The following is an 18,355-nucleotide window of genomic DNA, read 5'->3' on the forward strand; positions in this document are numbered from 1 at the left end:
CCGCCCGGCGACGGGGCCCACCCTTGACGCGGCGGTCCGGGCGGTGCTGCCGCCCGCTCAGCCCTCCGGATCGTGGTCGTCGACCGCGCCGTCGCCCCGGTGCAGAGCGGCGTGGCGCTCCCACTCCGCGAGCAGGTGCTCGATCGCCGCGTGGAAGCGCCGCGTCGCCGCTCCGGGGGACGTGTCGCCGAAGTAGCGGTGCACCCAGCGCTCCAGCCGCTCGACCGACTCCGGATCGTGCTCGGCGCTGTCGATCCGCGCGACGATCGCGGAGGCGTCCTCGGCGCGCAGCCACTCCGCGTCGCCGAGGTAGCCGCTCTCGTCGACCTCCGCCTCGGCGCTGACGGGCCGGGTGACCAGCAGGGGGCGCCCCGTGGCCAGCCGGTCGTAGACCATCGCCGAGACGTCGAGGATCGCGAGGTCGGCGGCGGCGAGCTGCCAGCCGAGCTCGGCACCGGTGTCGTGCACGTGGCCGGCGCGCGGATCGGCGGCGTTGGCAGCGGTGATCATCGCGACGATCGCCCGGTCGGCCGCGGCGTAGTCGGAGTCGACCGCCCCGCTGCGGGGATGCGGGCGGTAGACGAGCCGGAACCGCGGGTCGGCCAGGAGCCCGCGCACGAGGTCCGTGCCGTGGCTCCGGATCGAGCCGTAACCCGCGGCGGGGCGGTCGCCCTCCCAGGTCGGCGCGTAGAGCACCACGCGCCGCTCGTCGGGCGTGAGCGGCACGGCGCCGGCGAAGTGGTCGGCCTGCGGGCGGCCGATGGCGAGGGCGCGCTTGTCGAAGTCGTAGTCCCAGAGCACGCGGTGCAGCCGGGCGAGGGCGGCGTCCCCGGCGATCAGGCTGTAGTCGTACGCCTTGAACTGGTTCGTCGTCATGTACATCTTGTCGCTCTCGCCGTGGTTGACGAAGACGTGCCAGCGGCGCCCGTAGCGCATCATCTGGAAGTTGCGGGCGTTCTGGTTGACGTAGAGCACGATCCTCAGCGGCTGGCTCGCGATGGTGCTCTCGAGGTCGGCGACGGAGCGGACGTAGGCGACAGGGACCGGGCTCTCGTGCAGCAGCACCTCCGCGGCGCCGGCGTTGCGGCTGAGCAGGACGACCGGGTGCGTCAGCGCCAGCTCGGCCAGCGGTCGGTACCACTGCCGCAGCTGGTACAGGTTGATGTCGCCGTCGGCGAAGTAGACGCCGATCTCGAAGCGGCCCTCGGGCAGCGGCCCGCGCTCCGCGAGCAGCCGGGCCACCGCGTGGCGGGCCCGGCGGGCCGCGAGCAACTCGCCGCCCACCTTGCGCGCGAGTCGCGCGTCGGTGCGGAGGCGGGCGAGCAGGGCACGGGGAGCGGGAGTCATCCGCTCCAGGGTACCGGCGGCCCCCGCGCCGGGGGCGTCCGGCGGGCCGATCAGGCCGGGGTCACCCTCAGCCAGACGAACTGCAGCGGAGCGAGACGGAAGCCCTCGCGCAGGTCGACCGCGATCTCGGTGACCAGGTCGACCGCCTCCGCGGCGAACCCTCCGAACCGCTCGGCCGCGACCTCCTGGACCTCGTCCGACACGTTCGCGAGAACCAGCACCGACTCCCCGTCGCCGGGGCGCTGGTAGCCGAGCACGTGGTCGTTGACCGGGTCGAAGACGCTCAGCTCGGTGCCGGCGAACATCGGCACGGCCTTGCGCACGGCGATCAGGTGCAGGAGCCCGCCGAAGACCTCGCTCGCTGCCGTCCCCGGGACCTCGCGCTCGTCGTAGCGCTCCGCGGGGCGGCGCGGCCGGTTCACCCAGCGCGAGTCGCCGACCGTCGTCGGGTCGTCGAGGTAGCCGTGGTCGTTGAGCTGGCCGACCTCGTCGCCGAGGTAGAGCAGGGGCAGACCGCCGGTGCTCAGGGCGATCGAGTGCGCGAGCAGCACGCGGTCGATCCCGTAGGCGTCGCCCGCCTCCACTCCGGCGAGGGACGCGGTCGTGCCCGAGACGCGGCGGTCGCCGGTGCGCGGGTTCTCCTGGAACGGGACTCCGCGGGCGAAGGTGCCGTCGAACCGGTCGGTGTAGAAGTCGTTGAGGAAGCGGCGGTGGCCGGCGGCGTCGATCCCGAGCTCGGCGGCGTCCTCGTCGGCGAAGGTCCAGCCGATGTCGTCGTGCCCGCGCACGTAGTTGACCCAGGCCGTGCCCTCGGGGAGGGCGTGCCGGCGCTCGAGCGCCTGCGCGAGGAGGCGGACGTCGCGGGTGGCGAGCGCCTCCCAGGTGAGCGCCATCTGCAGCGGGTTGTACGAGAGCTGGCACTCCTCGACGTCGATGTACTCGATCACCTCGTCGGGGTGCACGATCGCCTCCGACTTGAACAGCAGCGCCGGAGCGGCCAGGCGGCAGACCTCGTTGAACGCGCGCAGCAGCAGGTGCGCCTGAGGCTGCGACTCGCAGGTGGTGCCGAGCTCCTTCCAGATGAACGCGACCGCGTCCATCCGCAGGGCGTCGACCCCCTGGTTGGCGAGGAAGAGCATCTCGCCCGCCATCGCCCGGAACACCTCGGGGTTGGAGTAGTTCAGGTCCCACTGGTAGCGGTGGAACGTCGTCCAGACCCAGCGGCCGTCCTCCAGCTGGACGAAGGAGCCGGGGTGGTCCTCCGGGAAGATCTCGCGCGTCGTGCGCTCGAAGGCGTCGGGCTGCTCCCGATCCGGGTAGATCCAGTAGTAGTCCTCGAAGCGCTGCTCGCCGGCGAGCGCGCGCTGCGCCCACTCGTGCTCGTTCGAAGTGTGGTTGAAGACGAAGTCGACCACGAGCGCGATGCCCTGCTCGCGCAGCTCGGAGGCCAACCCGCGGAGCTGCTCCATGTCGCCGAGGTCCGGGCGCACGCGCCGGTAGCTCGAGACCGCGTACCCTCCGTCCGATTCGCCCTCGGGCGCGTCGAAGAGCGGCATCAGGTGCAGGTAGTTCAGCCCGATCTCGCGGAAGTACGGGATCTCGGCGCGCAGCCCCTCGAGGTCGCCGGCGTAGCGGTCGACGTAGCAGACGCCGCCCAGCGCCTTGTTCGAGAGGAACCACGTCGGGTGCTGCTCGCGAGTGCGGTCGAGCGCGCGGAGCTCCTCGGGCCGCTCCTCCCAGGAGGCGGCGGCGAGCTCGACGATCGCGACCAGCTGGTCCTCGAGGTCGTCGCGGCCGGCGTACACCGTGGCGAGCAGATCGACCAGGCGCGGGAGGTGCTCGTCGAGGCGGCCGGAGAACTCGTCGTCGACGGCGCCGAGGCGCTCGCGGACCGCCGTGAGGAGGTCCGGTCCGGCAGGGGTCGCCTCCGCCTCGGCGCGCTCGGGCGGGGAGAGCTGGGTCGAATCGAACACCGTCGTCCTTTCGGGGGCCCCGGCGGGGGCGGATTCCCCGATGCTAGACGATCGGCGGACGCCCGGCGAACGCCATCCGGAGCACCGTCCGAGCCGAGAGGACGCGCCGGCCGCCCGGATCCGAGCGCCATCCCTCCCGCCAGCCGGCGAACCAGGCGCGCAGGGCGGACGGGTCGCGACGCCAGCGGAGGCACTGGATCGCGGTCCAGGACCCCACGTAGACGAGCGCCAGAGGCGCCGCGAGGTTGCGGCGGGCGAGCCAGACGCGGTTGCGCGCGTTCAGCCGGTAGTAGTCGGCGTGGCGGGTCGGCTGGATGACCGGGTGCTGGGCGACGAGCTCTCCCGCGTACCAGGCGGTGCGTCCCGTGTCCCAGACCCGCCAGGCCAGCTCGATGCCCTCATGGGCGTAGAAGAAGGGAGCCGCCCAGCCGCCCGTCCGGGTGAACACGTCGCGCCGCAGCACGACCGCTCCCTCCCAGACCGAGAAGACGGGGCCGGAGCGGCGGGGGTCGCCCTTGAGGATGCGCGGGATCCAGCGCCGCGGGCTCGGCGTGCCGTCCGTGCTGTCGACGCGGGGCTGGACCAGGCCGATGCGGCGGTTCGAGGCGAGCAGCGCGACCGCGTGGACGAGGAAGCGCGGGGACGGGATCCGGGCGTCGTCGTCGAGGAAGAAGAGGTACTCCCCCGCGACGGCGTCGACTCCGGCGTTCCGGCCGGCCGGGATGCCGAGGTTCTCGGGGAGCGCCAGGGCCCGCACTCCCTCGGGCAGGCCGTCCGGCTCCCAGCCGTTGCCGACGCAGACGACGTCGAGGTCGACGCCCTCCTGCGCGAGGACGCCGGCCAGCCCCGCGGCGAGGTCGTCGGGCCGGGTCCCCTGCGTCAGGACGACGACGCCGACCCGGGGCTCAGGAGCGGACACGCTTGGAGGCCATGATCGCGACGAAGTGGCCGGCCAGAGCGAGGAGGGCGAGCGGCAGCAGCGCCCCCACGAGGACCCGGTCGGCCGTTCCCGCTCCGACGACGAGGCCCACGAGCGCTGCCGCGAAGGCCAGCATCGTCAGCTCGACGGAGTGGTAGAGGCGGTGGAAGGGCAGGAAGCGGGCCGCCCGGCGCAGGCTCGCCAGTCCGGACGAGGACGGCACGGCCTCGCCCTTCGTGTCGGCCAGCTTCGTGAGCCCGGCGTTCGCGCGCGCCACGTGCACCATGTCGTTGAGCGCCTTGTTGAGGACGATCACCAGGGCCAGGGCGAAGCCGATCGTCGTCCAGAGGAAGTCCGCCGGCGCCTCGAACGGGAGGCCCGCCGCCCGCAGCCCGAGCGCGATCGGGATCAGCGCCTCGGTCGTGTAGTGCCCGACCTTGTCGAGGAACACGCCCGCCGGCGAGGACGTGCGACGCCAGCGCGCGACCTCGCCGTCGCAGCAGTCCACCAGCATCTGCAGCTGGCCGAGGAGCAGCGCCAGCGCGGCTCCGGCGATCCCGGGGATCAGGAGGGCGGCCGCCGCGCTCCAGCCGACCAGGATCATCAGCCCGGTGACGCCGTTCGCCGAGATCGAGGTCTTCAGCAGCAGCCAGGTCAGGTACGGCGAGAAGCGGCGCAGGTAGAGCGACGCGGTCCAGTGCTCGGCGTTGCGGCGCCCGCGCACCTCCGGCGGCTGCGCGACGGCGCGCAGCTCGGCGATGGAGCGGGGTCTCGTCGTCGTGGTCATGCGCCCCTCGGCGAGTCGGACCGCGGCTGGTGGCGGTGGGCTGAGATGTTGCTGGTCAGCCCGGCGAAGCCGAGCACGAAGCCGGTCCCCCAGGCCACGTGGACCGCCGGGATGACCACGGCGAACCACAGCATCGCACGCGCGCCGTCCGGCCGCGCGACCACGAGGGTGGCCGCCGCGACCAGGAGGAGGTAGGCGACGGGCACCGCGAACCCGAGCAGGAGCCACGGTGCGGCTCCGGCGAGCGCCTGGAGGACTCCCGCCAGCCCGACGATCAGCCCGACGGCGAGCATCGCGACGAGCACGGGCGGGGCGAAGTAGCGCAGTGACCGCGAGGCCGGGAACATCCGGGTCAGCTCGCCGCGCCACATCCCGGTCGAGAGGAACTGCCGGAGCAGGGCGCGCATCGAGGGCCGCGGCCGGTAGGTGACGGTGAGCCGCGGAGTGAACCAGACGACCTCGCCGCGCTCGCGCAGCCGCCGGTTCAGCTCCCAGTCCTGCCCGCGCTTGAAGCGCTCGTCGAACAGTCCGGCGCGCTCGAGGGCGGAGCGGCGGAAGACGCCGAGGTAGACCGTGTCGGCCGGGCCCTCCTCGCCGCCGACGTGGTGCGGTGTGCCGCCCAGGCCGATGCGCGAGCCGTACGCCCGGGCGACCGCGCGCTGGAACGGGGTGAGCCCCTCCGCCGCCATCACCCCGCCCACGTTCGCCGCTCCGGAGCGCTGCAGCGCCTCGACGGCCGTGCGCGCGTACTCGGGCGGCAGGACGGAGTGCGCGTCGACGCGGACGACGACCGGGTGGCGCGAGGCGCGGATCGCGGCGTTGAGGCCAGCGGGAGTGGAGCCGACCTCGTTCGGCACGACGCGGATCCGCGGATCGGCCGCGCTCAGCTCGGCGACGAGCTCCTCCGTGCCGTCGATGCTCGGGGCGACGGCGAGGACGACGTCGAAGGGGCCGGCGTAGTCCTGGTGCAGCAGCGAGTCGACCGCGGCGCGCACGTGCGCGACCTCGTTGAGGACGGGCATGACGTAGGAGACGCCGGGCAGGTCGGAGAGGTCGTCTTCCGGGATCTCGGGCTGCATGGGTCCAGTTCGTGCGGGAGGAGCGCGGGCGCAGGGATCCACCACCCTACCAGCGGGGACCGCCCCGCCCCGGGGCCCGGCCCGGACGCGGAACAGCCCCCGGGGACGGATCCTCGAGGGGCTGTGCGCGGTGGCCGAGCACAGCCCCCCGGGGACGGATCCTCGAGGGGCTGTGCGCGGTGGCCGAGCACAGCCCCCCGGGGACGGATCCTCGAGGGGCTGTGCGCGGCGTCGGAGGATCAGCCGGCGGCCATCTGGCCCAGCGTCGCCTTCGCCTGGTAGCTCTGGCCGTTGCGGACGTAGGTCAGCTCGACCGCGGCGTTCGCGGCCTGCGCGCGGACCTGCGCGGTGAGGTCGGACGCACTCGTGATCGGAGTGCTGTCGATCGCGGTGATGATGTCGCCCTTGGCGAGACCGGCCGCCTGCGCGGCACCGCCTCCGGAGACCTCCTCGATGCGGGCGCCGAGGACGTCCGCGGTCGAGTCCGAGACGCTCGCGCCGAGCAGGCCGTGCGAGGCCGAGCCGTTCGCGATGATCTCCTTCGCGATGCGCTCCGCGATCGCGCTGGGGATCGCGAACCCGACTCCGATGTTGCCGGACTGGCCGCTCGAGGAGGACTGGCCGGCGCTCGCGATCGCGACGTTCACGCCGATCAGCTCGCCGTCGCTGTCGAGCAGCGCGCCGCCGGAGTTGCCCGGGTTGATCGCCGCGTCCGTCTGGATGACGGGCAGCGAGATGGTGCTCTTCGCCTGGGTCGGCGCCTGCTGGCCCGGGATGTCGAAGTTGAACGGGCTCTCGGTGCCGCCGCTCGAGCTGTCGCCCGAGTCGTCCGGAGCCGCCGAGGAGGCGACCTGGATGCTGCGGTTGAGCGCGCTGACGATGCCGTCGGTCACGGTGCCGGAGAGGCCGAGCGGGGCGCCGATGGCGACCGCCGTGTCGCCGACGTTGATCTTGGTGGAGTCCGCGAACGTCATCGGGCTGAGGTCGGTCGCGCCGGTCAGCTTGATGACGGCGAGGTCGAGGGTCGGGTCCGTGCCCACGACGGTCGCGTCGAAGATCCGGCCGTCGCTGGTGGTGACCGACACGGTGCCGTTCGCGATCTCGCCGTCGAGGGTGACCACGTGGGTGTTGGTCAGGACGTAGCCGTCCTTCGAGAGCACGATGCCGGAGCCGGTGCCGGCGGAGGAGCTGCCGCTCACCGCGATGGTGACGACGCTCGGAGTGGCCTTGGCGGCGACCGCAGTGGCGGTCGTCGCGTCCTCGGCGTTGTTGACCGTGATCGTCTGGGAGCCGCCGGCGGAGACCACGCGGGTCCCGCCGCCGTTGGAGGCGGACCAGAGGCCGAACACGCCGGCTCCCGCGACTCCGCCGACGACCGCGCCGATGGCGAGCGCCGCGACGACGCCCACTCCGGCTCGGCGCTTCGTGGCGGTGGGGGCGGGGGTGTACTCGGCGCCGGGGCCGAAGGGGCTCGAGGAGGGCGGCTCCTCGGAGCCGTGCAGGGTGTTCGCCGCCGGCGGCGCGTACTGCCCGTAGCGGGCGGGCTGGGAGACGGGCTGCGCCTCGTTGCCGGCCGTCGCGTTCGGCGTGTACGGCGGCTGGGGGGCCGAGGAGGAGGGGTAGGGGACGGTCGGGTTCCCGCTCTCGCGGTGCGCTCCGCCCTGGTGGATCGGCTCGGTGGGCCCGGTGGTCGAGGACGACGCTCCGGAGCTCTCGCCGTGGGTGCGCTCAGTCGCCTCTCGGGCGCCGGACTCCGTCGGCGTGGTGGGTTCCTCCGGCTGACGAGGACCCTCGTGACTCTCGGTCATGGGTGCTGCTCCTTCCAAGCGGGGATAGCTTGGCGATCGTACCTGGGCGTTTCTTATGACGGGCCTGCGAGCGGGAAATGAAACCGGCCGGACGCCCCGAGCGGGCACACTGGGCACGTGAGCATTCCCGGATCCTGGTCCCGCGCCGCGGCGGGCGCCGGCCTCCTCGGCCCCGGCGGCGAGGTCGCCGCCACCGTCTTCAGCGAGATGAGCGCGCTCGCCCTGCGCACCGGAGCGGTGAACCTCGGCCAGGGCTTCCCGGACGAGGACGGCCCGCGCGAGATCCTCGACGCCGCGCGTGCCGCCATCGCGTCGGGCATCAACCAGTACCCGCCGGGTCCCGGCTTCCCCGTGCTGCGCGAGGCGATCGCCGCGCACCGGCTGCGCTTCTCCGGGATCGCCCTCGACCCCGACGGCGAGGTCCTCGTCACCACGGGTGCCACCGAGGCCCTCGCCGCGGCTCTGCTGGGCCTGCTCGAGCCGGGCGACGAGGTCCTCACCTTCACTCCGCACTACGACGCCTACGGAGCCCTGATCGCCCTCGCCGGAGGGGTGCACCGCACCGTGCTCCTGCGCGGCCCCTCCTTCACGGTCGACCACGACGAGCTGACCGCCGCGGTGAGCGACAGGACAAGGGTCATCCTGGTGAACGACCCGCACAACCCGACCGGTGCCGTCCTCCCGGCAGAGACCCGCGAGCTGATCGTGCGGCTCGCCGAGCGGCACGACGCCCTGATCGTGACGGACGAGGTCTACGAGCACCTGCGCTTCGACACTCCGCACGTCCCGCTCGCCTCCCTTCCCGGAGCCTTCGAGCGGACGCTCTCCGTCTCCTCGGCGGGCAAGACCTTCAGCACCACGGGCTGGAAGATCGGCTGGGTCACGGGCCCGCGCGAGCTGATCACGGCCGTCCTCGCGGTCAAGCAGTTCCTCACCTACGTCAGCGGCTCGCCGTTCCAGGGGGCCGTCGCCCTCGGGCTCGGGCTCCCGGACGCCTTCTTCACCGGCGTGGCGCGGACGCTGGCGGCCAAGAAGGACCTGCTGTCGGCGGGCCTGGCCGCGGCCGGCTTCGGCGTCGCGCCGTCCTCGGGCGGCTATTTCGTCGTCGCGGACGCGACACCGCTCGGCTACGACGACGCAGTCGCGCTCTGCCGGGCGCTCCCGGAGCTCGCGGGAGTGGTGGCGGTGCCCGTGTCGGCGTTCTGCCGCCCCGAGGACGCCGCTGCCTACCGGTCGCTGGTCCGCTTCGCGTTCTGCAAGCGGTTCGAGGTGCTGGAGACGGCGGTCGCGGGCCTCGCCCGGATGGCGCGCTGAGGAGCCGGCGGCACCGGATGCGGCCGGCTCCCCGGCGCAGTGGCGGCGGTGGCGGCGCTCAGAGCGGGAGCACCCGGAAGCGCCGCAGCGCCAGAGCCGGGTTCGTCGCGCGCACCGCGTCGATCCGCTCGCGTGAGACCCAGGCGACGGCGACGTCCTCGACCTCGCCGAGAGTGGCGATCTCGACGCCCATCGGATCGACGATCATGCTCGTGCCGACCCCGATCGGCGGCGTCTGGTCGGCTGCGACGAGGTAGACCGTGTTCTCGAGCGCGCGAGCGGTGACCAGCGTCCGCCAGTGCGCCTCCTTGAGCGGGCCGCGCACCCACTCGGCCGGTGCCGCGATGACGTCGACCCCGGCGTCGACCAGCCAGCGGCTGACCTCGGGGAAGCGCAGGTCGTAGCAGGTCTGCAGGCCGACGACGAGGCCGCCGACCACGAAGGTCTCGGGCGCGGCGATCTCTCCCGCGGCGACCCACTCCGACTCGGTCCGGCCGAAGGCGTCGTACAGGTGCAGCTTGCGGTAGCGGGCGACGAGCACGCCCTCGGGGTCGAGCGCGACGAGCGTGTTCGCGATGCGGTGGCCGTCGACCGCTTCGACCATGCCCGCGACGAGGTGGATCCGGAGCTCGCGCGCGAGGGCTGCGAGACCCGTGACGAACGGCCCGTCGAGCGCCTCGCCCGCGGCGACCAGCTCGGGCCCGAGCGGATCGGTGAAGGCGGAGCTGTACTCCGGCAGCACCACGAGGCTCGCGCCGCGCTCGGCGGCGATCCGGGCCAGGCGCCCGATCGTCGCGAGGTTCGCCTCCCGGTCCTGCGTGGGAGCGAACTGCGCCACGGCCATGCCGACGGCGCCGGTCATCAGCTCGGCGGGTAGAGGAAGAGCGCGACCTGGGAGGCCGGGATGGTCCGCTTGTGGTACGCGTGGTCGTTGCCCCAGTTGTACTCCTCGAGCGAGACCGTGCCGTCGGAGTTGACGGCCTGCACGTACGCGACGTGATTGCCGGTGAACCAGGCGACCGCGCCGGGGACGGGCGTGCTGCTGGTCACCCAGCCGTGGGAGGCCCACTGGCCGGCCCACGCGTAGGCGCTGCCGCCGCCCGGGGTCATGTTGCCCCAGGTCCACTTGAAGGGGGCGCTCGTCGAGCCCTGGTCGCGGTTGATCCGCCAGGCGACGAAGTCGACGCACTCGCGGTAGTAGTACCGCAGCGGCGAGAGGCCGCCGCCCTGGTCGTCGGTGAGCTGGTCGCGCCAGGGGTAGTCGTCACCCTCCTCGCGGGGCGTGACCGAGGTGCTGGAGCCGCCGCTGCCCGCGGCGGCGCCGTCCGTGCCGGTCGTGCCTGCCGCGGCCTGCGCCTCCTGAGCCAGGCGGGCGGTCTCGGCGTCGCGGGCGGCCTGCTCCGCGGCGGCGAGCGCCCGCGCCTGGGCGGCGGCCTCGTCGAGCTGGGCCTGGGTCGGCGCGGTGAAGGAGTCGCGGATGACCTGCTCCTGGAGGGCGGTCGGCGCGACGGTGAGCTTCTGGTTGCCGAGCGCCTGCACGCGGGCGGCGGCCTCGACCGCGGCCTGCGAGTCGGGCACCGGATCGACGGAGTAGGCGGGGAGCGCGGAGACGGCCACCAGGCCCGCGATGGCGGCGAGGGCGACCGTGCTGACGGTCGTCCGGAAGACGCGGCCCCGGCGGCGCCGCACAGGGCGGACGGGCGTGAGGACCGGAGTGGCGACGCGCGCCGCGGGCAGCGCATGCGGCGCCTGCCGCGGGCTCCGTCGGGTCGGCTGGTCGCCGACTCCCTCGTTCGAGCCGTCTTCCCCGCGTTCGTCCCTCACAGCAGCACCCCTCGCATCGGGGTCGAGCCTAACGTGAGGGCCGGTCCGGCACACGCGCTGGCGCGGAGCGTCGGGAGTCCGGTCCGCGGAGGCGGGTCGAGCGGGCTCGGCTCGCGGTCGGCGGCGCCGCGGACGGATCCGACGGTGACGCGGGCGGGTGACCGGAGTAGCGTCCGGAGCGGAGCGGGCGCGACGGTGCGGCCGCGGGACGGAGGACGGCGATGATCCGGAGCGAGAGGGCGTTCAGCGGCTTCAGCGTGGACGATGTGGAGGCGGCGCGGGCCTTCTACGGCGGAGTGCTCGGGCTCGAGGTCGAGGTGAACGCGATGGGGATCCTCGACATCCGGCTGCCGGGCGGAGGCCGCGCGATCGCGTACCCGAAGCCGGACCACGCGCCGGCGTCGTTCACGATCCTGAACTTCTCGGTGGAGGACGTCGACGCCGCGGTCGCCGAGCTGCACGCGGCGGGCGTCGCCACGGCGATCTACGACGACCCGTCGCTGCCGACCGATGCGGACGGGGTGATGCGCGGCCACGGACCGACGATCTGCTGGTTCCGCGATCCGTCGGGGAACGTGCTCAGCGTCATCGCGGCCGACTGACGCGCCGCCCGGGCGCCCCGGCCGCTGATCGCCGTTCTCGGACCGGCGTTAACGACGAAAGCCGGCCCTTCTCAGGACCGGCTTTCGCTTTCTTGTTGCGGGGGCAGGATTTGAACCTACGACCTCTGGGTTATGAGCCCAGCGAGCTACCGAACTGCTCCACCCCGCGGCACAAGAAGAGACATTACACGCGTTCCGGCGCCGATGCAAATCGACGCGGCGGTGGGAGCGGGCTCCGGACTCAGGCGGGCTTGGCGGCGCGCAGCACGGCGCTCCCGTCCACGCTCAGCCCGACCGCCGTCAGGGCGGCTGCGAGCTCGGACGAGGTGCGCGACCAGGTGCGGACGTCGGCGTCGACGAGAGCGGACGACGACGGGGCGACGAGCACCGCGCCGCCGGGGGCGACGAACCACTCCACCAGCCGCGCCCACTCCTCCAGGTCGGGGAGCCACGAGACGACGCCGGCGCTGCTGAGCACCACGTCGAACGAGTCGGGCTCCGGCAGCATGTGCCGCAGCTCGTAGAGGTTCGCGCAGATGAAGCGGGCGGAGCCGGCGAGGTCCCGCTCCGCTGCGGCGGCGCGTGCTCGGCGCACGGCCGGCATCGAGAAGTCGACGCCCACCACGCGGGCGCCGCGCTGGGCGAGCTCGAGCGCGTCGAGCCCGTCGCCCGAGCCGAGCTGGAGTATCCGCGGCCCGGGGCCGCGGAGCGCCGCGGCGACGAGCTCCGGGTGGAGCGCACCCTCGCCGGTGCGCTCCTCCCAGTACGTGCGGTTGAGCTCGAGCCACTCCCCCGAGCGGAGGTGCTCGCCGCGGTCGACCTGCACCATGCGGGCTACTGGCCGCCCTCGGCCTGCAGCGCCCGCGAGAGCGCCTCGGTCAGCTGCTCGTCGGCCGCCGCGAACGCGGTCAGGTCACCGGACTTGAGCGCCGTCTCCCGGGCCGCGAGGGCGTCGCGAGCGTCGTTCAGCGCCTGCTGGAGCGCCGTCTGGTCCCCCGTGGTCGGCGTGGTGCCGGTCCCGCCGGTCGTGCCGCCCGCGTCGCCTCCGGTGTCGCCGCCCGAGGTGCCGGTGCCCGCGTCCGGAGTCGTCGGCGTGCCGGTGTCGCCCGCGTCGGCTCCCGAGTCGCCGCCGAAGAGGCTGTCGAGGGCCGCGTCGAGGGTGTCCTCGAAGGCGATGTCGTCGCCGAACGCGACCAGCACCTTCTGCAGGAGCGGGAAGCTCGTGTCTCCGTTGGAGCGCACGTAGATCGGCTGGACGTAGAGCAGGCCGCCGCCGACCGGCAGCGTGAGCAGGTTGCCCCTCGTGACGGTGGTGTCGCCGCGGGAGAGGATGTTCAGCTCGTTCGCGACCGTCGGGTCGGTCGTGAAGGCGTTCTGCACCTGGCCGGGACCGGGCACTGTGTCGTCCTTCGGCAGCTCGAGCAGGCGGAGGGTGCCGTAGCCGTCGGCCACGGAGCCCGCCGTCGAGCCGGCGTCGGAGTCGGCCACGAGGTAGCCGGTCAGCACGTTGCGACTGGCCTGCGCGCCCTGGACGCTCGCCGGGATGTACGTCGAGTAGAGCGAGTACGACGGGACGTCCTGGTCCGGCGTCTGCAGCGTCAGGTAGTACGGCGGCTGCAGGCTGGTGCCGGTCGCGGCGGCCGTGGTCGCGGCTCCGCTGGTCGGGTCGTTCGGCGTCGCCCAGGCGTCCTCGCGGGAGTAGAAGGAGCCCGCGTCGGTGACGTGGTAGGTGCCGAGGACCGCGCGCTGGACCTTGAAGAGGTCCTCCGGGTAGCGGACGTGGCTGAGCAGCTCGCCCGACATGTCGCTCACGGGCTTCACCGTGGTCGGGAAGATCTTCTGCCAGGTCTGCAGGATCGGGTCCTCGGTGTCCCACGCGTAGAGCGTGACGCTGCCGTCGTACGCGTCGACCGTCGCCTTGACCGAGTTGCGGATGTAGTTGACGTCGTCGGTCGGGAACTGCTGCTGCGTGTTCGTGTCGGCGATCGCCTGCGAGAGGCTCTGCACCTCCGAGTACGGGTAGTCGGCCGAGGTGGTGTACCCGTCGACGACCCACTTCACGCGGCCGTCGACGACGGTCGGGTAGGCGTCGGAGTCGAGCTTGAGGTACGGCGCGACCTTCTGGACGCGCTGCACGGGATCGCGGTCGTAGAGGATCTGCGAGTCGTCGTTCACGCCGTCCGAGAGGAAGATCTGCTCGGACTGGAACTTGATCGCGTAGACGAGCTTCTTGAAGACGTTGTCGAGAGCGGGGCCGCCCTCGCCGTCGAAGGTCGTGTAGGTCTGCTGCGCGCCGTCGGTGCCCGAGGGGTAGTCGAGCTCGATGTCGCGCGAGTCGTTGCCGCCCACGATCGAGTACGGCGGGGAGTTCTCGCCGAAGTAGATCCGCGGCTCGTAGTCGCCGAGGTCGCCCGTGGTCGGGACGCCGGACTCGATGAACACCGGCTCGCCGTCGGCCGAGCGCTGGTTGCCGTAGGCGGCGACCAGGCCGTAGCCGTGCGTGTAGACGAGCGTCTGGTTGTACCAGGTCTGGTTGGTGCCGAGGCCGTTGAGGTTCAGCTCGCGGACGCCGACCACGGCGTCCTGCGTCGATCCGTCGATGGAGTAGCGGTCGACGTCGAGCGCGTTCTGCGTGTCGCCGAACTTGTAGTACTGGCGGAACTGCTGCAGCTGCGAGAACGCGTCGGTGACCACGGCGGGGTCGAGGATGCGGATGTTCGCGGTGGTCTCGGCGTCCGAGCGCAGGGCGCCCGGCTCCGCGTCGGTGGTCGCCTCGTAGGGGATGACGTCGACGTCGCTGACCCCGTAGGCCTGGCGGGTCATGTCGATGTTGTTCTGGATGAAGGGCTGCTCGAGCGTGCGCTCGTTGGGCTCGACCTGGAACTTCTGCACGATCCACGGGTAGAGGGAGCCGACGAGCAGGCTCGACACGATAAGCAGCGCGGTGCCGATGACCGGGAAGCGCCAGCGGCCGATGAAGGCGGTGACGACGAAGAGGATCGCGACCAGCGCAGCGATGCCGGCCAGGATCTGCAGGCCCGGGATCGTCGCGTTGACGGTCGAGTAGGTGGCGCCGGTGATGCGGGGCCCCTGCTGCGCGAGCGTCGCGTACTGGTCGAGCCAGAGGCTGACCGCCTGCACGGCGAGGTAGAGGGCGGCGATGACCGCCAGCTGGATGCGCGAGGCCTTCGAGATGCGGATCTCGCGGCCGTTCACCCGGATCGCTCCGTAGAGGTAGCCGGTGGCGAGGGTCGCGAACGCCGAGATCAGGAGGACCGCCGACGCGAAGCCGACGATGCTCTGGTAGAAGGGCAGCTCGAAGAGGTAGAACGACGTGTCGAGGCCGAACTGCGGATCCGTGGTGCCCGAGGGCGTGCGGTTCCAGAAGGTGAGGCTCGTCTGCCAGCGGGTGGCGGAGGACACGCCGGCGAAGAGGCCGAGCACCGCGGGGATCCCGAAGGTGGCCAGGCGCCGCAGCGGCTCCACGACCTGCTGGTAGCGGTCGATCTGCGAGTTGAGCTTCGCATAGACCGGCCGGAGGCGGTACGCCAGCATCAGGCTGATGAACACCGGCACGGCCATGGCGACGAAGCCGATGACGAAGAGCCCCCCCGCCGCCGCCCACTGCGTCGTGAGGACGGAGAGGAAGCCGAGCTGGTCGTACCAGAGGATGTCGGTGTACAGACCGGCGAAGACGAAGAACGCCACCACCAGGAAGGCCACCACCACGACAGTGACGGCGAGGACGCTCCGTCTCTTCCGCGGCGGGGTTTCGGTTGCTGTGGAACTCACGTGAGGGCCTCTTGCTGTCGAGATGTGAGGGGAGGCCACCCATGCTATGCGACGGCTGTCCGGCTCACCTGGGCGTCGACCCGGGGTCGGCGGGTGGGATCAGTCGAGGGGAGCGGCGGTGCTGCAGTCCGGCAGGCCGGAGGTGTCGCCCGCGGCGATGCCCTTCAGGGCGGCGAGGGCGTCGTCGAGGGTCGAGACCGCGAGCACGTCGAGCCCGTCGGGGACGTGGCCGACGACCTCGTTGCAGTTGGTCGCGGGTGCGAGGAAGTACTCCGCGCCGGCGCCCTTCGCCCCGTAGAGCTTCTGGCGGATCCCGCCGATGGCGCCGACCTCGCCGGCCGCGTCGATCGTGCCGGTCCCGGCGACGCTCCGCCCGCCGTTGAGCTCGCCCTCGGTGAGCTTGTCGATGATCCCGAGGGCGAACATCATCCCGGCGCTCGGCCCGCCCACGTCGTCCAGCTGGATGTCGACCTCGAACGGGAAGTCGAAGGCCGCGCCGGGGAGGACGCCGATGACGGCGGCGCCGTTCGAGTCGCGCGGCGTGACCTCCACCTCCTGCCGTGCGCCCTCGCGCTCGATGCTGATCTGCACCGGGGAGCCGGTGCCCAGGGTCTGCAGGGTCGCGCGCAGGGCGGTCGCGTCGGCGACAGGGGTCCCGGCGACCGCGAGGATCTCGTCCCCCGCCTCCAGGACGCCCTCGGCAGGGGAGCCCTCGGGCACCTGCACGACCGAGACGCGCTGCTCGACGGGGTGGCCGAGCTCGGTGAGCGCGGCGGCGATCGCCTCCTGCTGGGAGTCGGTCATCTCGGCCTGGTTCGCCTCGTCGCGCTCCTCGACCGTGGAGGAGGGAGGGAAGATCGCGTCGACCGGGACGACCGCCTTGGTCCGGTCGAACCAGGCGCTCGCGACCTCGACCCAGTTGGGGAGGCTCTGCGGGTTGCCGACGACCGAGACGGTGAGCATGTCGAGCGTGCCGGCCGTGGGGTAGGTGGTGCGGTCCGGGATCGAGATGAGGGGGACGTCCTTGCTGCTGCCCAGGGTGTCGAAGACCGGGCCGGGCTGCTCGATCACGTAGGGGGCGGGCGCGACGCCCAGGCCGACCACGAGGGCGACTCCCGAGAGGAGGACGACCGGTCCGACCCACGGGCGGCGCGGGGAGGAGGAGGGGCGCGGGTCGTCGGAGAACAGCGACACGGGGGCCTTTCTGGCAACGGGTGGAGCGGCTCCGCCGGGATGTTCGCGGCGGGCGGAAGCGGGCTGGGCCCGAGCGGTGCTCTGCACGCCGAGGCCCCGGGCGCTCGGGCTAACGTAGCTTGCACGACTGGGAGTCGCGCCGGAACCGGCGCCCCGTGCAGGGCCGCGGAAGCGGTGCGGCGACCGGATTCACGTGAGCGACGGAGGGCTGATCCCGATGGCCGATGGCGACAGTGCGGACCGAGCGGGCGGCGGCTCCGAGGACGAGTTCCGGGAGATGCTGCGGCAGTTCCTCTCGGGGAACGGCCCGGTCGACCCCTCGCAGCTCGCCGGTGCGGCGGGCCTGCCGAACGATCCGGTAGCCCTGCAGAACCTGCTCTCGCAGCTGCAGAGCGCGATGCAGCAGAACGGCGACGGCGGCGTCAACTGGACGCTCTCGCTCGAGCAGGCGAAGCAGCTCGCGCGCGCCGAGTCCGCGCCGGTGTCCGACTCCGTGCGGGCGCCGATCGACGCGGCCTTCGGCGTCGCCGCGCTCTGGCTGGACGAGGTCGCGTACGTCTCCGAGCTGAGCCGCACGCCGCGCTCGATCAGCCGCCTCGAGTGGATCTCCCTGACGATGCCGGTCTGGACCCAGCTCGCCGAGCCGGTGGCGCTGAGCATCTCGGACGCGCTGACCCGCGTGCTCCGCGAGCAGGCCCCGGAGGAGATGCAGGCGATGATCGCCGGCGCCGAGGGCATGATGCGCGGGATCGGCGGCACCCTGTTCGCCCTGCAGCTGGGCCAGGTCGTCGGGCAGCTCGCCGCCGAGGTCGTCTCGGGCGGCGACATCGGCATCCCGCTGCTGGAGGAGAACGACGCGGCGATCCTGCCGCAGAACGTCGCCGCGTTCGGCGAGGGCCTCGACATCCCGCTGGACCAGGTGCAGCTGTACCTGGCGGTCCGCGAGCTCGCGCACGCCCGCCTGTTCCGCCACGGCAAGTGGCTCCGCCTCGCCCTCATCTCGCAGATCACCGACTTCGCGCGCGGGATCAGCATCGACACCACCCGCCTCGAGGAGCTGGCCGAGGGCTTCGACCCGTCGAACCCCGAGGAGCTCCGCGACGCGATGACCTCCGGCGCGCTCATCCCGCCGAAGACGGAGGAGCAGCTCGCCGCGCACGGCCGGCTCGAGACCGTCCTCGCCCTCATCGAGGGCTGGGTCGACGTCGTCACCGCGGCGGCGACCACGCGCCTGCCCAGCGCCGGGGCGATCGCCGAGACGGTCCGTCGCCGCCGCGCCTCCGGCGGACCGGCCGAGTCCGCCTTCGCGACCCTCGTCGGCCTGGAGCTGCGCCCGCGCCGCCTCCGCGAGGCCGCCGCGATGTGGCAGGCCGTGACCGACGCCGTCGGGCCCGAGGCCCGCGACTCGCTCTGGTCGCACCCCGACCTGCTCCCCGGCTCGGAGGACCTGGACGACCCGAGCGCGCTCGTCGCCCGGCTCACGGCCGAGGCCCGCGGCGAGACCCCGGAGCCCGACGAGATGGACCGCGCGCTGGAGGACCTGCTGAACGGCACGATGCCGCGCGAGCGCGACGGTGCCTCCGGAGACGCTCCGGACACGGCCGACGACGCCGGCTCGCCGGACGACGACGACCGCGGCTCCTCCCCCACGGGCGACCGCCCCGTCTGATCCCCGTCCGGCGCCCGCCTGTGGACAACTCCCGCGGCGCCGGGCCG

Annotated in this window: 14 protein-coding genes and 1 tRNA gene; 3 read left to right on the top strand and 12 right to left on the bottom strand. The window is 73.0% G+C overall.

The window, feature by feature from the left end:
- Positions 1-57 precede the first annotated feature (57 nt).
- The 6 genes from C5D08_RS14490 to C5D08_RS14515 all read right to left on the bottom strand — a co-directional run bounded on the left by C5D08_RS14490 (position 58) and on the right by C5D08_RS14515 (position 7,913).
- Positions 58-1,347, bottom strand: coding sequence for a hypothetical protein (locus tag C5D08_RS14490; protein ID WP_181135469.1), 1,290 nt, complete (start codon positions 1,345-1,347; stop codon positions 58-60).
- 50 nt (positions 1,348-1,397) lie between these two features.
- On the bottom strand, positions 1,398-3,320 hold the full coding sequence (locus C5D08_RS14495; protein WP_104277638.1) for an amylosucrase: 1,923 nt from the start codon (positions 3,318-3,320) through the stop codon (positions 1,398-1,400).
- Positions 3,321-3,363: 43 nt separating this feature from the next.
- Positions 3,364-4,239, bottom strand: coding sequence for a glycosyltransferase family 2 protein (locus C5D08_RS14500; RefSeq protein ID WP_104277639.1), 876 nt, complete (start codon positions 4,237-4,239; stop codon positions 3,364-3,366).
- Entirely contained in the window at positions 4,226-5,026 is an 801-nt protein-coding gene (locus tag C5D08_RS14505) for a CDP-alcohol phosphatidyltransferase family protein (protein ID WP_104277640.1), read from the bottom strand. Before C5D08_RS14505 ends, C5D08_RS14500 begins: the two co-directional genes overlap by 14 nt.
- Positions 5,023-6,105, bottom strand: a complete 1,083-nt coding sequence (locus C5D08_RS14510) for a glycosyltransferase family 2 protein (RefSeq protein ID WP_181110043.1) — start codon at positions 6,103-6,105, stop codon at positions 5,023-5,025. The genes C5D08_RS14505 and C5D08_RS14510 overlap by 4 nt, the downstream gene beginning before the upstream one ends.
- A gap of 239 nt (positions 6,106-6,344) precedes the next feature.
- The gene (locus C5D08_RS14515) at positions 6,345-7,913 is read right to left on the bottom strand and encodes a S1C family serine protease (protein ID WP_104277641.1); all 1,569 of its coding nucleotides are present in this window, start codon (positions 7,911-7,913) and stop codon (positions 6,345-6,347) included.
- Between the two features lie 117 nt (positions 7,914-8,030).
- On the opposite strand from C5D08_RS14515, the gene C5D08_RS14520 reads away from it, so the two are divergent.
- A complete protein-coding gene (locus tag C5D08_RS14520; protein ID WP_104277642.1) occupies positions 8,031-9,227 on the top strand; it encodes an aminotransferase class I/II-fold pyridoxal phosphate-dependent enzyme in 1,197 nt (398 codons plus the stop codon).
- A 58-nt stretch (positions 9,228-9,285) separates the two neighbouring features.
- Here C5D08_RS14520 and C5D08_RS14525 read toward each other — a convergent pair whose 3' ends face one another.
- Together C5D08_RS14525 and C5D08_RS14530 are read right to left on the bottom strand one after the other, a co-directional pair.
- A complete protein-coding gene (locus tag C5D08_RS14525; RefSeq protein WP_104277643.1) occupies positions 9,286-10,089 on the bottom strand; it encodes a carbon-nitrogen hydrolase family protein in 804 nt (267 codons plus the stop codon).
- Positions 10,089-11,051, bottom strand: a complete 963-nt coding sequence (locus tag C5D08_RS14530) for a CHAP domain-containing protein (RefSeq protein WP_181110041.1) — start codon at positions 11,049-11,051, stop codon at positions 10,089-10,091. The genes C5D08_RS14525 and C5D08_RS14530 overlap by 1 nt, the downstream gene beginning before the upstream one ends.
- A gap of 221 nt (positions 11,052-11,272) precedes the next feature.
- Here C5D08_RS14530 and C5D08_RS14535 point away from each other — a divergent pair, with 221 nt between their 5' ends.
- Positions 11,273-11,653: a VOC family protein gene (locus C5D08_RS14535; RefSeq protein ID WP_104277645.1), complete on the top strand. Its 381-nt coding sequence runs from the start codon at positions 11,273-11,275 to the stop codon at positions 11,651-11,653.
- A 95-nt stretch (positions 11,654-11,748) separates the two neighbouring features.
- On the opposite strand, the gene C5D08_RS14540 is transcribed toward C5D08_RS14535, so the two are convergent.
- The 4 genes from C5D08_RS14540 to C5D08_RS14555 form a co-directional block, all read right to left on the bottom strand.
- Positions 11,749-11,822 (bottom strand) — tRNA-Met (locus C5D08_RS14540).
- Between the two features lie 72 nt (positions 11,823-11,894).
- Positions 11,895-12,482, bottom strand: coding sequence for a bifunctional 2-polyprenyl-6-hydroxyphenol methylase/3-demethylubiquinol 3-O-methyltransferase UbiG (locus C5D08_RS14545; protein ID WP_104277646.1), 588 nt, complete (start codon positions 12,480-12,482; stop codon positions 11,895-11,897).
- 5 nt (positions 12,483-12,487) lie between these two features.
- Positions 12,488-15,445, bottom strand: a complete 2,958-nt coding sequence (locus C5D08_RS14550; protein WP_181110039.1) for a UPF0182 family protein — start codon at positions 15,443-15,445, stop codon at positions 12,488-12,490.
- Between the two features lie 99 nt (positions 15,446-15,544).
- Positions 15,545-16,639: a PDZ domain-containing protein gene (locus tag C5D08_RS14555; RefSeq protein WP_104277647.1), complete on the bottom strand. Its 1,095-nt coding sequence runs from the start codon at positions 16,637-16,639 to the stop codon at positions 15,545-15,547.
- 217 nt (positions 16,640-16,856) lie between these two features.
- Between C5D08_RS14555 and C5D08_RS14560 the strand changes: the two genes are divergently transcribed.
- Positions 16,857-18,308: a zinc-dependent metalloprotease gene (locus C5D08_RS14560; RefSeq protein ID WP_104277662.1), complete on the top strand. Its 1,452-nt coding sequence runs from the start codon at positions 16,857-16,859 to the stop codon at positions 18,306-18,308.
- The last annotated feature ends 47 nt before the right edge of the window (positions 18,309-18,355 follow it).

This window comes from Rathayibacter sp. AY1B6, assembly GCF_002932755.1.
Taxonomy (GTDB): Bacteria; Actinomycetota; Actinomycetes; order Actinomycetales; family Microbacteriaceae; genus Rathayibacter.